Source organism: Belliella baltica DSM 15883 (genome assembly GCF_000265405.1).
In the GTDB taxonomy this organism is placed as follows: Bacteria; Bacteroidota; Bacteroidia; order Cytophagales; family Cyclobacteriaceae; genus Belliella; species Belliella baltica.
This window is the reverse complement of the sequence record NC_018010.1, coordinates 2,384,325-2,397,581: the sequence shown is the minus strand read 5'-3', so window position 1 is coordinate 2,397,581 and position 13,257 is coordinate 2,384,325. Positions and strand designations below refer to the sequence as shown.

Sequence of the window (13,257 nt, the reverse complement as noted above, 5' to 3'; positions counted from 1 at the left end):
TATGCAAAGTGCAGTAGCAATACAATTCGATAATTTAATTCATTATTTGAGCAATCTTCTTGCAAAGAATCTAGAAGAGGGCCACCAAGTTGCTGTTTGGAGACAGCCTAAATCCCAATTTCTCCATATTTTGATAGATAGCACTGGAGAAACAAAACGTGTATCCCCAATTTTAGAAGAATTGACTCCAGGATTCATAGTACATCCTTTTGAAGATCAAGAAGATAAAAAAGCTTATTTCCTTCAGGCTAGTACTTATTTTAAAATTAACCTTCAGCTTTCATTTGAAGACTATAAAAATGACTTGAATGATATTTCCGAAATCAAGTCAATAGAAGAAAGTGCTAAAAGAATCAACAAATCTCTCATCACAGATGGAATAGAGGGTCTGAGAGAAACTCACTTTGAATGTACAAGACAGGACTTTATAAATTTAGTAGAAAAGGGCATCGAAGAAATAAAAGCTGAAAGATTGAATAAAATCGTTCCCGCCAAACTCAAAAAGATAGAATTACATGAACAATTTGATTTGGTGAAATCAATTAAACGTCTGATCGAATCTTACCCAAATGCTTTTGTTAATTTTTTCCATATTCCAAAAGTTGGTTCGTGGCTAGGTGCTTCACCTGAAGTATTGATCCAAACTAAAGGAGATCAGTTTTCAACCATGTCTTTGGCAGGAACACAGAAAGTTTCGGGAGAAAATCCTTTAAAAAATACTGCTTGGACCCAAAAGGAAATTGAAGAACAAGCTTTGGTAAGTAGGTATATTGTGGATTGCTTTAAGAAAATCAGATTGAGAGAATATGATGAAATTGGTCCAAAGACTGTTATGGCTGGAAATCTACTCCATTTGAGGTCAGATTTCAAAGTCAATATGAAAAACACAAACTTTCCAAAACTTGGCTCTGTAATGTTGGAGTTACTTCACCCAACATCTGCAGTGTGTGGAATGCCTAGAAAGGAAGCTTTTGACTTTTTGAGACTACATGAGAAATTCGACAGATCGCTATTTGCAGGATTTATCGGACCCGTCAACATTGAAGACGAAACTGCTATTTATGTTAATTTAAGAACAGCCAGATTGATGGAAGGATTTGCAATTTTGTATGCAGGTGCTGGTGTAACAGAAGATTCTATTCCTGAAAAAGAATGGGAAGAAACAGAAATGAAATGTGATATTATTGGCAGACATTTAAACTTAACCGATTCGCTTTGATCCTCGAACCAATCAATAACCTTGTTGAACTTTGTGCCCAAAAAGGAGTTAATCATGCCATTCTTTCTCCCGGATCAAGATGTGCTCCCATTACTTTAGCTTTTGTTAGGCATCCAGAAATTCACTCTAGAACAATCTCTGACGAGCGCTCAGCAGCTTTTATTGCATTGGGAATGGCTCAACAGTATGAATCTCCAGTTGCATTGGTGTGCACTTCTGGATCTGCTGCTTACAATTATGCTCCAGCAGTCGCAGAAGCTTTTTTCCAACAAATCCCTCTGCTCGTCATCACTGCTGACAGACCCCCCGAGTGGATAGATCAATGGGATGGGCAGACTATTCGACAAACAGATATCTACGGAAAGCATGTAAAAGGCTCTTTCACATTTCCTGATGAATATACTCATCCAGATAAATTATGGCATGCCAACAGAATTACCAATGAAGCGATCAATTTGGCTATGCAATATCCTTCTGGTCCGGTACATATAAATATCCCTTTAAGAGAGCCCTTTTATCCAGAAAAAAACGAAAGTTTTGTATTCAATTCCAAAGTCAAAAATATTGAAATGCTCCAAGGAAGTGCTTCGCTTTCTGATGATTCCAAACAAAAAATAGCATCAAAACTCAAAAATTTTAATAGAATCCTTATTGTTCCCGGTCAACAAAGACCAAACGAAAAATTAAAAACAGTTTTAAATAACATTACCAAAGCTGGAAATGCGGTAGTCATTACAGATACCATTTGCAACTTACAATCGGAAGAAACGGTAAATTTCCATGATCATTTTTTAGGAAAAGAGCACATCGAAGAAAAGCTTCAACCTGATTTGATCCTTTCATTTGGAAAATCTATCATTTCCAAAAATCTTAAATTATTTCTAAGAAAATCAAAAGCTGAACATTGGCATATCCAAGAGTCTGGACAAAGTCCAGATACTTATCAAAGTCTAACCCAAACAATTTACTGTTCAGCAATTGAGTTTTTGAATTTTGTAGAAAATCAGATTCAATCAGATTCAGAATTTGTTTCAAATTGGAAAAGCTTAGATCAATCGATCAAAAACTCACTTCCTACTCTCTTATCCAATGCTGAATTTGGAGAATACAGAGCTGTATCTACAGTCCTTAAGTCTACTCCAGATCGGTCAAAACTTCATTTGGCCAATAGCATGACCGTTCGGTATGTCAATTTTCTAGGAGCAAGAGCACAAGAAGTGATTTGCAATAGAGGTACAAGTGGAATTGATGGAAGCAACAGTACTGCCGTTGGTTGTGCCATGACCACCAAGGAATCGGTCACCTTGATCACCGGTGATTTAGCTTTCTTTTATGATAGAAATGCATTTTGGCACAATTACGATACTCCAAATTTGAGAATTATCTTACTGAACAATCATGCAGGTGGCATCTTTAGACTTATCGACGGACCTGCAAAGCAGCCTGAATTAGAAGAGTTTTTTGAAACCACTCAAGCTCTAAATGCGAGTAACCTATGCAAAGAGTTTGATTTTGACTACAACCTAGTCCATGATGAAGAAGGGTTAGATTTAGCCTTGGAAGATTTTTATAAAAGCTCTTTAAAACCAAAACTTATTGAAATCAAATCAAATAGCAGCAAAAACGCGGAAATCCTAAAACACATCAAAGCTGAGATTAGTAAAAAGCTCGAGAACTTCTAAAATTAAATTCTTATTTGGATCAAACTTCTTTTAGCCTAAATGCGAGAAACAAGGCTAAAACAAGCAAGGCAACAAATAAAAATAGCATCGTGGGAATTCCGAAAATAGAAGAAAATGACCCAAGCCCTGCGGCAATCAAGGTAAAAACTCCGATCATGGTATTCGAAAGAGAAAAGTAAAGTGGTCTCTCTTTTTCTGGAGCAAAATCTACCAAGTAAGTTTTCCTACTTAACCTTGCCCCGCCATGTGCCATGACTTGAATCAGAAATAAACCTGCAAAAGTATAAATATTTTTAAAAGCATCTGGCCAAATTGGAAAAAGTGCCATCAATGAAATATTAACAATTCCCAAAACAGATACCCAAACCATCAACTTTCGACTTGACTGATCTGCAAATCTTCCCCAAAATGGACTACTGACAATACTTGCAATTCCGGCAGCAATGACCATTATTCCGAGATTGCTAACTTCATTCTCCAATTCCTCTTTTCCCAAAATCACAAAAAAAGGCTGCGCTAACGGAATAGCCATCAACAAGCCTCTAGTAAAAATAAAACGCCTCAGGTTTACATCATCCTTCCAAAACCCCCAAGCTTTCTCCAGCTCGTTGATTGGAGATCTCCCGCCTGTTGTACTTCCGGATTCCTCTCTGATGCTTGCAAAAATCAGAGCTGATAACACCCACAAAATCGCTCCTGACATCACCAACCAAAATAAAAGTGAATTGTCATTCTCACCTTGTAAATCTTGCAGAACAAAAATTCCTGCAATCAAAGTCAACACACCACCAATCGTCGATCTGGCAGCCAAAAGTTGGCCTCTTTTACCTTTTGGGATCGTTTTCGCAATGACATCTTTAAAACTGATACTAGCCACACCACTCGCAATACTAAAGAGAAGAAGTAAACTCAATATCAATATACCAGCTGTCGTTTGCTCAGTGTTTAAGACCACAAAAGCCATAGCAGCCAATGCTATAGCTTGAATCAAAGCAGGAACAATCCAAAACCATTTCCTAACAGCATAATTTCTAATTTTGGCAGAGACAAAGAGCTGAGGCAAAAGAGAACCTGCATCTTTGATAGGCACCAATGCACCAGAAAATAGGTTTGGAACTCCGAGAGCAGAAAAAATCCATGGTAAAGTCGTGCCAGGGCTAACAAGCTGCTCAGCTAATTTAGATAATGCCCCACTGAAAACATTTTTAAAATAATTCCCTGGTGTTTCGTGACAAGCTGAATCAGGGATCGCTTCGCATGCTCGCTCCTCCCCTTCATCAGTTATCAAATCAAAGGCTCTAGCAACTAAGTCATTATTGGACATCTTCAAAAATAAGAAAACCTTTCCTCAAATCTATAAATGATTGATGGAAAGGTTTTATTTCAACTGTACTTTCATTTAAGATAGAACCAATGTTCCATTTTCATTCTCAGCACCGTTAAAATACTCTTTCTTACTATAAATTGAAAACAATAAATAGATGCACAAAATATCAAAGGCTGTTAGCAATATCAATCCATACATACTGAAAAGCACAGTACAAAATAGAAGTGCAGTGAATAACCCAACAACACCAGCCACTAGAAATATAGAACCCATTTTATTTTGAACAGAAATCAAACCAATTGATAAAGGTATCAGTGAAACACCGAGACTAAATATTTTAAAAACTCCGAATAGTTTGTAATCCATTAAGTATTGTTCTGAATAAAAAATATCTGCTCCAATAATTCCTAAATTAATTATGATGAATAAAATTGATCCAATTTGAATTAGTTTTGATCCGAGCTCTTTCCCAAGTCTTACAAACCCAAAAACATAAAAGAATAAGGATATAAAAACAAAAACTTTAAGAACAACATAATAATCAGGCAACTCTATGCCTGACTCCATAAAAACACTTCCATCCCAATAAAACTCTATAATTGAAATGAAAAAGTAAATGATTCCTGCTATCCCTGCTAGTAAGAATATTTTCTTGGATAAAGATGAAAAATTCATTTCTTCTTGTTTCGGGAGATAGTCCAAGGCTTCTACATGACTAACATCTAAGACTTCCATAATAGCCTTAATCGTATAAGATCTAGGAGTGACTTCTCCAGCTTCTATTCTTTGAATGGTGCGAACATTGAGGTTGCAACGCTCCACAAGCTCTTCTTGAGTCAATCCTTTGGCTTTTCTCCATTCTTGGATTTTGAGGCCGAGTTCTGGTTGTTTCATTGTGTTGATTGTTTGTTTGACCATGGCAAATTGGATTGATTTCTTCAAATATAACCTGAAAATTGAGAGGATTTTACCCGACATTTACCCGACTTTCAATTCTGAGCCTGATTTTAGTCAGAAATCGACATTTTCATTTTCAAAAGATGCAATTGTTTCACTTTCGAAAATCAAATCCTATTTTAGCAGAAAGAATTCTACTATGTCATATTTAAGCCAAATTACCTCTCCAACACTTTTGATCGATGAAGCCATTTGCAGAAATAATTTGCAAAAGATGGCTAACAAAGCTAAAAAGCATGGACTGAAATTGATCCCTCACTTCAAAACAGGACAATCCAAAGCAATAGGGAAATGGGCGAAGGAATATGGCATAACAGAAATCACTGTTTCCTCTATCAAAATGGCTAAGTACTTTTGTCAGGATGGATGGGAAAATATCCACATTGCATTTCCATTCAATCCTTTGGAAATCGAAACGCTTCAAGAGCTAACTAAAGAAAATAAAATCTCCATTCAGCTGGTGAATGAAGAAGTAGCTGAAAGTCTCAACAAATCTTTAACCTCTTCAATAGAATTTTTTATCGAGATTGATGCTGGATATGGCCGTACGGGTGTAGAAGCTACAGATTTTGGCACTATCGAAAAAATACTAAGAAAAGCTAAAGAACGTGATAAACTGATTTTCAAAGGATTCTATATTCATGCAGGTCATTCGTACTATGAAAAGGATATCTCCAAGATTTACGAGGAAACAAGACTTGCATTGAATATGCTCAAAACTAAGTACAGCAGTGAGTATCCTAATTTGGTAACCCGAATTGGTGATACGCCCGGTTGCTCAACCATGGATGATTTTGGTGATATTGATGAAGTGGGCCCTGGAAATTTTGTTTTTTATGACATAACCCAAGCACGCATCGGAAGTTGTCAAAAAAGTGATATTGCAGTAGCTCTTGCTGCGCCTGTAGTCGATATCAAAAAAGATAAGAAAACTATCCTTGTACATGCAGGAGGTGTGCACTTAGCCAAAGATGTCTTGATGGAATCTGATGGAAGTAAGAACTTTGGTGAAATCGTAATACTCAATGAAAATGGTTGGACTATTCCTGAGTCTAGGTCTTTTGTCAAAAGCATATCACAAGAGCATGGCATTATCCAAGCTTCGGAGGAATTGCTTGAAAAAATAAAGGTAGGAGACCTTTTGGGCATCCTACCTGTACACAGCTGTATGACAGCTGATTGTATGAAATCATATCTCAGTTTGGATGGTAAGTGGGTTGATCATGCTGAAAGTGTTCATTAATTTATGAAATAAACTATTCCCAGCTTAAATACCATGCTATTTCTACCAAAGGCTTGAAACCTTACCTCTGGGTTTAATCCCAATTCATCAGAGAATTTGATCATGCCTCCTACACCTAAATTCAGAGAATTGTGATCTAGCGTATTTTGCTCATTAAATTCAAATATTCTTCGATAAAAACCATAACCAGCAGTCAAATACCATTGCTTTTCCTTTTCTGTTAAATAATATCTTGCATTTAAATCAAAGGCTCTAGCATTACCTGTAGGTGGGACAAAAAAAGTAAACGAAGGAGCTATTGAAAAATAGTTTAATGGAAAATATTCACCTGTGAAATTTAATCCAAAGAAAGGTTTATCATAAGCCATTTCATAGGCATGAATAGCCCTAAATTGACCTTTATACTGAGCAGAGACAGATAAAGAAATAAATACAAGGCCTGCAATTATCAAAAATTTTTTCATTTAATCAATCAATTTAAAATGCAAAATCTCTAGTTAAAGGTTTTCTATTACCTCTGAAATCAATGGTATACATGACATTCAATCTAATGATATGCCTGTCTCTATACGTACCAGGCAAATCTGTTGGGCCATAAGTCCACATATGTCCTCCAAAAAACATGAAATTATTGTATGTATATCCAATAGCTGTATAAAGCCTATTTTCTTCAAATATATTCCAAACATTCTCTCCAGTTTCGAAGAAAAATTCATTTGATGGAGCAATAAATAATGTCTTATTTTCCATTTTTGGTTTATTCAATGGAACATAAGCTGTGATTTTGTATCTCCACCTATCTGTATAATTGAAATCCGCACCTATATCATTTGGTCTTTTAAACCTGTGCTCAAACCTAAATTGATGGAGTACTTTTACAGAACCCACTGATTGTGTAAGAAGCCATTGATGCCAAAATCTTGGTTCTAAAACAGAATCAACGTATTCTGGATTGCCTCTTTCCGGAGCAAAATTATATACTAAAGTGGGTCCAAAGGTGACTTCAAAATTATCTGTAAAGATGTAAGTCATTCCGAATCTATTGTAGATTTGACCCATCCTTCCAATAAAATCTAGTCTGTTTTCAGCACTTGATCTTCTTCGATAATGATTTTCTTGATACCACCACCATTTATCAGAAAGCCTCAATTTGAGATATAATCCATTCCAATTTTCTGTGGTAGATGGAAGCGATATTTTCTGATCAGGAACTGTCAATCCTTGACCAAAAGAAGAAGTATATGCTACAAAAAGAAATGAAACTAGAATCAGAGAACTTGATATCTTACTTAACATACTATTTTCACTTATTCTTAAAGTTCTAAATCTGATTCAATTTTACTAATTGAAGACCTTCTGTTTAATCTTCTTTCTAAACTTCTTGTGTCTTCATTTCTTAATTCTGACATTTTCACAATTAAAGATTCTATTTTTTTTGTCCAAATTTTGATTGCTGTATAGTCTTGTTCTTTGGCAATTCTTTCTAAGTAGTACTCAAAAAGCCGTTCTGCACTTTCAAACAATCTTGGTTTTGCTCTCTTGTCGTAATTTGTATAGGTGAATGGATTGATTACTTCTTCATTATAATATTCATCCAAGATCTCCCAGTTTCTAGAAATATTGGATAAAACTTCATATTGAGATTCCATCTCATCCAGAAGGTCTAGAAGAGTATTTGCTTCATCTTTTTTAATAGAAAATTGCTCGGACTTTGCATACCTTTCATTAATCCTATTGTAATCGTCTTTTAGTATATTAGAATTGATTGCACTAAGTAGCTCTTGAGTAAGCTCATCTTTTTCTTCAAAACCCGTGTACAACTCGTCAAGTTGATTTTTTCGCTCACCAATTTTTTCCTCTAAGTTCTTTAAATCAGAATCTTGTTCAATTCTAGATAACTGACGCTCAGCATATGCTTTAAATTTTGAAGTGACTTTGTTCATTTCTAAAACGTAAGCGTCTAAGGCTCCATAAAAATCTTCTTTAAAATCACCAACATAATATTCTATCTCAAGGACCTTGACTTCACCACCAAAATTATATTTTATTTTATCCATGCCACTCACAAATTCTAACCCTTCTTGAGCAATATAATTGACGTCATAAAATTGAATTTCTTTTGTTCTTATTTTATCCATCAATTCATTGAATCTTTTCAGTTTCTCATTTTGAAATTCAAAAAATGAATAAGTGGCTGAAAGCGAATCGGATTTTTGCCTATTTAAACCTAGAGCATTTCTTTCTTTAAATTCTTGAGTGACTTTTAGCAATTCATCAAATTTCGCAGGTAGTTCTTCTATTATTTTTTGTTGATTTCTATTCAATTCAAAAACAAACTTCTTTGTGTGTATAGGAGATTCGATCAATTCCAGCTTTTGATTTAAATAGCTTTCATCATATCGGAGAATTTTCTTTAAAAAATCTGTCATAAACTCATTCCCTTCAGTTTGACCTTTTATTTCAGGGCTGTTTGATAAAAATCCATCATTAAATAAAATACCAAAATTTTGATCTGCTATTCTGAATCCATTGTTTTCACCAGCATTTACTTGATTCAATTTAGCAATAGTTTCAAAAAAAACTTGTTCTTCAATTACATCATCATTGTTTAGATCTCGTTTTACTAAACCTAGTAAAAATCCATCTTCATACTTTCTTACTTCACTAACTAATCGTCCCTCAGCTTCATAAACAAAAGTCCACTCTCCATTCATGATGCCATCATCTTTCAATTCTCCACGAATAAATTGTGTATAATCATCAGTAAAAGATTTAAACTGAAATTTACCTTGAATATCTCCATCCTTAAATAAAAATTCTTCTGCTTGGGCTTTCTTATTTAGAGACCCTTCCGAAAATTCATTTTCTTCAAATTTCCATTTACCGTTTGGGATTCCATTGACATAATTCGCTTCCAGTTTGATTTGAATACTTTCTAAGTTTGAGATTAATTCAAAATCTACTATATCCTCTAATTCAAGTTGATGATCTTCGTCTAAATAAGTCCAAGATCCCTTTTTCTTATCCTGTTCATAAACCCCTTTAATCTCTGTTTTTAAAAATCTTGTCTTGTCTTTTGGATCACTTTCCTTTCTTACAAAACTAAATTCCCCCTGCTTAATGACTTTTCCATCTGTATCTTCAACAAATTGAAATTTTGCCTTTCCATTAATGTTATTGAATTTATATTCTCCTTGATATTCTTTTTGACCTTGGCTTTTATATGAAATCATAAAAAAAGAAACGGAAAGAAAAATATTGAATAACTGTTTTAAATTCATGATTGAAGTTTAATAAGTATAACTATGTATAAAATTATTCCTATTTTGAATGTTCCAAAAATTTTCAAATATCACGCCAAAAGACTTTATTTTTGATGAATTTTTTAAAATTATTGACTATTTCCTCACAAAGAATACATAATTCTAGTACCAGATTAGATTTGCATTTAAAAAAAAATCAAGAATAAATCAATACTAAACTCGCAATTTATTTTAAAAATATTTCAATAATTCCTTATAACACTTTATTAAAATATTTTTACGTCAAAATAAAAAAAGCGTGATCGAAATCACGCTCCAAATTGCTACTTATACCCAAGTGTCTTTAACATACTCTCGCTAGTCTGCTCAGGAGCAAAAAGCCAGTGCTTGATACTTCCATCAGTATCTCTATCAATGATCACATGCTTTGGCGCAGGAATCAAACAGTGCTGTATGCCTCCGTAGCCACCTAAGGATTCTTGATAAGCACCCGTATGAAAGAACCCGATGTATTGCTTTTTGCCTTCTTTTGGATTAGGTAAATAAATATTGAATTGATGTGCTTCGGAATTGTAATAATCCATGCTGTCACAAGTCAATCCACCAAGATTAATGTTGTGATATTCTTCCTGCCAATTGTTTACTGCAAGCATGATGTATTTTTGATTCAGTCCCCAGCTATCTGGAAGTTGGGTAATAAAACTTCCGTCAATCATATACCAAAGCTCTTTGTCGTTTTGGAGTTTTTCGTCCAAAATAGAATACAAAACTGCTCCGCTTTCCCCTACTGTATAGCTCCCAAATTCAGTGAAAATATGAGGTTCAATAGTATTATTCTTAGCACACATCCACTTGATGTTTTTAATAATCTGCTCAGCCATATATTGATAGTCATAATCGAAAAAGACATTCGTCTTGATCGGCCAACCACCACCAACATCCATGGTATCAAGGCTAGGTGCGATTTTCTTCAAATCGACATATTTCTGAATAAATCGAGTTAACTCCGACCAATAGTAGGCCGTATCTCTAATTCCAGAATTGATGAAAAAGTGAAGCATCTTTAAAGAAACATTTGGATTGTCTTTTATTTTTTCTTCGTAAAGACTCAAAATATCATTGTACCTTACTCCAAGTCTTGAAGTATAAAAGCCAAATTTAGGTTCTTCGTCTGCAGCAATTCTAATACCTACCTGAAACGGAACTTTGACATGCTCGAGATAGTAATCGATCTCGGTCAAGTTATCCAAAACAGGTACACAATTTACAAAACCGTCATTCAATAATTCGGTGATGTATTGCTTATAAAGGTCTCTTTTGAAACCATTGCATACGATATAAGTCTGTTTTGTGATTTTGCCTTGTTCATAAAGACTCCTAACCAAAGGAATATCAAATGTGGAAGAAGTTTCAATATGAATGTCATTTTTCAAAGCTTCATTCAGAACAAAGCTGAAATGTGAAGATTTGGTACAATAACAATAGGTATACTTGCCTTTGTATTCGTGCTTTTCTATAGCATTTCCAAAAAATGTTTTGGCGTTTTGGATATTCTCAGAGATTTTTGGCAAATACGTGAGCTTCAAGGGCGTGCCATAAGTATTGATGATATCCATCAAATTGACACCATTAAAATGAAGCTTGTTATTTTCAACTTTAAATTCTTTGGTAGGAAAATCAAAAGTTTGTTGGATTAGGTCAATGTATTTATTCATCACAAAGAGTAAAATTATGTCTATTAAAGGATTACAAAATTTGCTTATATTCTTGTAAAATCATAATGAATAAGGGGAAAATCAATTAAGACTTTCCCCTTATCACTAATCGACATTAAAACCAACGAACCTCTCAAGCAAAGAGTTTCTGCAACAATAAACTTTCCTCCGATTTGATTTTTCTTTGATTTTCAATGATGGTATTAAGTACACTCTTAAATCGAATTTCGTCCTCGATATTTTCAATAAACTTATTTATATATGATTTGGCTATGTTTTTATCGCTTTCATAATACTTCAAAGTGAATTGTTCCAATTCTGAAATATATTCTACTATCACTCCAAGCGGTTTCCCTAAGCTAACCATACCTTTAAAAAGACCTTTTAATGAAGAAAAAGAAGGATTGATTTTGAAGTAAATCGCATGAAATGTTTTATTCGTTTCAGGGAAATTCGGAAAATTGAAATTTGTAGATTCTACCACATTCAGCATCTGGCACATCTCAAGAATTTCTAGAACACTTAAATCATTTAAAATCGCATCAGACCTTTTACTGATGTTTTGGAAAGTAAATGACTTTTCAACCTGAATTTCTGAAGAGATATTTGCTGTAACTGACATAATCATAAATTTAAGATTTCTCAAAATCATTGCTTTGTCCTTACAATGATTTTTCAAAAATAGATGAAGAATTTTTAATTTCCTAATTACCCTATAATATTTATAGGGATTTAAAAATTTCAATTAATAATTGAATGGATATATTTTCATATTGAACTTCATAAATGGTTTTTCGGGCATTTTTGACTAGTTTTGCCGAGCTTATATCAATCATATTATAGGTAACCCGAATATATCAACATCATATATGAGAAACATCAAATTAGTAGAAGTACGTTCTGAAATCGCTGCTGGAACTAGAGGAGCAAGCTTGGGAATCGATGCATTGAAGATTGCTAGTTTAGACAAAAAATCTAATTTTTTTACAAAATTTGACCCAATCAATGTTCCCGATGCAAACAATTTTTTGTGGAGAGGAAATAAGCATCCTCATGCCAAATACATCGATGGTGTCTATCAAGTATTGAAAAATGTATCAAGTACCATTGAATCCCTTCGTTTGGAGAAAAAATTTCCCATAGTACTCGCAGGTGATCATTCAACAGCTGCAGGGACGATTATGGGAATCAAAGCAGCCCACCCTGAAAAAAGGCTTGGTGTCATTTGGATAGATGCCCATGCTGATTTACATACACCTTATACTACGCCCTCTGGCAATATGCATGGCATGCCATTGGCGATGTGCTTGAAAGAAGACAATCTTGAAAATTGCATTAATGAACCAGCAGAAGAGACGATTCAATACTGGGATAAAATCAAAAAAATTGGCGGGGATTTTCCAAAAATCAGCCCAAAAGACATTGTTTTCATAACTGTTAGAGATACAGAAGAGCCTGAAGATAATTTGATTGCCAAGCATCAAATTAAAAATTTCACTACTGAGGAGGTTAGAGAAAAAGGAGTGACATTAATAGCAAAAGAAGCTTTAGAAGTTCTCAAAGAATGTGAGCAAATCTATATTTCGTTTGATGTGGATAGTTTAGATAGTTCTATATCAGTTGGAACTGGAACTCCTGTCGCAAATGGACTGACAGTCGAAGAAGCTATACAGCTCAATACTGAATTAATTAAAGACAAGAGAGTTTGCTGTTGGGAAATCGTAGAAGTTAATCCTACTTTAGATACAGAAAATCTAATGGCAGAAAATGCTTTCGAAGTCCTAGAGTCTACTACTAGATCGCTCGTAGACAACTTCTAATTATATAATTAAACCGCAAAGAAACGCGGTG

At 34.4% G+C, this 13,257-nt stretch carries 11 protein-coding genes; 4 read left to right on the top strand and 7 right to left on the bottom strand.

What is annotated here, in order from left to right:
* Window position 1: 1 nt before the first annotated feature.
* Together BELBA_RS11000 and menD are read left to right on the top strand one after the other, a co-directional pair.
* Window positions 2-1,219, top strand: a complete 1,218-nt coding sequence (locus BELBA_RS11000; protein ID WP_014772768.1) for a chorismate-binding protein — start codon at window positions 2-4, stop codon at window positions 1,217-1,219.
* Window positions 1,216-2,901, top strand: coding sequence for a 2-succinyl-5-enolpyruvyl-6-hydroxy-3-cyclohexene-1-carboxylic-acid synthase (gene menD / locus BELBA_RS10995; RefSeq protein WP_014772767.1), 1,686 nt, complete (start codon window positions 1,216-1,218; stop codon window positions 2,899-2,901). Before BELBA_RS11000 ends, menD begins: the two co-directional genes overlap by 4 nt.
* 19 nt (window positions 2,902-2,920) lie before the next feature.
* Here menD and BELBA_RS10990 read toward each other — a convergent pair whose 3' ends face one another.
* Entirely contained in the window at window positions 2,921-4,225 is a 1,305-nt protein-coding gene (locus tag BELBA_RS10990) for an MFS transporter (RefSeq protein ID WP_014772766.1), read from the bottom strand.
* A 75-nt stretch (window positions 4,226-4,300) separates the two neighbouring features.
* On the bottom strand, window positions 4,301-5,122 hold the full coding sequence (locus BELBA_RS10985) for a helix-turn-helix domain-containing protein (protein ID WP_014772765.1): 822 nt from the start codon (window positions 5,120-5,122) through the stop codon (window positions 4,301-4,303).
* 202 nt (window positions 5,123-5,324) lie between these two features.
* Here BELBA_RS10985 and BELBA_RS10980 point away from each other — a divergent pair, with 202 nt between their 5' ends.
* Window positions 5,325-6,428, top strand: a complete 1,104-nt coding sequence (locus BELBA_RS10980) for an alanine racemase (RefSeq protein ID WP_014772764.1) — start codon at window positions 5,325-5,327, stop codon at window positions 6,426-6,428.
* Here the strand turns inward: BELBA_RS10980 and BELBA_RS10975 are convergent.
* The 5 genes from BELBA_RS10975 to BELBA_RS19080 all read right to left on the bottom strand — a co-directional run bounded on the left by BELBA_RS10975 (window position 6,425) and on the right by BELBA_RS19080 (window position 12,028).
* Window positions 6,425-6,892: a hypothetical protein gene (locus BELBA_RS10975; protein ID WP_014772763.1), complete on the bottom strand. Its 468-nt coding sequence runs from the start codon at window positions 6,890-6,892 to the stop codon at window positions 6,425-6,427. The genes BELBA_RS10980 and BELBA_RS10975 overlap by 4 nt on opposite strands.
* A 13-nt stretch (window positions 6,893-6,905) precedes the next feature.
* Window positions 6,906-7,724, bottom strand: coding sequence for a DUF2490 domain-containing protein (locus BELBA_RS10970; RefSeq protein ID WP_014772762.1), 819 nt, complete (start codon window positions 7,722-7,724; stop codon window positions 6,906-6,908).
* Window positions 7,725-7,741: 17 nt separating this feature from the next.
* Entirely contained in the window at window positions 7,742-9,709 is a 1,968-nt protein-coding gene (locus BELBA_RS10965; protein ID WP_014772761.1) for a hypothetical protein, read from the bottom strand.
* Between the two features lie 305 nt (window positions 9,710-10,014).
* The gene (locus BELBA_RS10960; protein WP_014772760.1) at window positions 10,015-11,406 is read right to left on the bottom strand and encodes an arginine decarboxylase; all 1,392 of its coding nucleotides are present in this window, start codon (window positions 11,404-11,406) and stop codon (window positions 10,015-10,017) included.
* 133 nt (window positions 11,407-11,539) lie between these two features.
* Window positions 11,540-12,028 (bottom strand): hypothetical protein, encoded by a 489-nt coding sequence (locus tag BELBA_RS19080; protein WP_157466083.1) that lies wholly within the window; start codon window positions 12,026-12,028, stop codon window positions 11,540-11,542.
* Window positions 12,029-12,275: 247 nt separating this feature from the next.
* Between BELBA_RS19080 and rocF the strand changes: the two genes are divergently transcribed.
* Window positions 12,276-13,226, top strand: a complete 951-nt coding sequence (gene rocF / locus BELBA_RS10950) for an arginase (protein WP_014772758.1) — start codon at window positions 12,276-12,278, stop codon at window positions 13,224-13,226.
* Window positions 13,227-13,257 lie beyond the last annotated feature (31 nt).

Coding starts and splice junctions, on each gene's coding strand:
- BELBA_RS11000 (WP_014772768.1), top strand. CDS start 2: ATGCAAAGTGCAGTAGCAATACAATTCGATAATTTAATTCATTATTTG.
- BELBA_RS10990 (WP_014772766.1), bottom strand. CDS start 4,225: ATGTCCAATAATGACTTAGTTGCTAGAGCCTTTGATTTGATAACTGAT.
- BELBA_RS10985 (WP_014772765.1), bottom strand. CDS start 5,122: ATGAAACAACCAGAACTCGGCCTCAAAATCCAAGAATGGAGAAAAGCC.
- BELBA_RS10980 (WP_014772764.1), top strand. CDS start 5,325: ATGTCATATTTAAGCCAAATTACCTCTCCAACACTTTTGATCGATGAA.
- BELBA_RS10975 (WP_014772763.1), bottom strand. CDS start 6,892: ATGAAAAAATTTTTGATAATTGCAGGCCTTGTATTTATTTCTTTATCT.
- BELBA_RS10970 (WP_014772762.1), bottom strand. CDS start 7,724: ATGTTAAGTAAGATATCAAGTTCTCTGATTCTAGTTTCATTTCTTTTT.
- BELBA_RS10965 (WP_014772761.1), bottom strand. CDS start 9,709: ATGAATTTAAAACAGTTATTCAATATTTTTCTTTCCGTTTCTTTTTTT.
- BELBA_RS10960 (WP_014772760.1), bottom strand. CDS start 11,406: ATGAATAAATACATTGACCTAATCCAACAAACTTTTGATTTTCCTACC.
- BELBA_RS19080 (WP_157466083.1), bottom strand. CDS start 12,028: ATGTCAGTTACAGCAAATATCTCTTCAGAAATTCAGGTTGAAAAGTCA.
- rocF (WP_014772758.1), top strand. CDS start 12,276: ATGAGAAACATCAAATTAGTAGAAGTACGTTCTGAAATCGCTGCTGGA.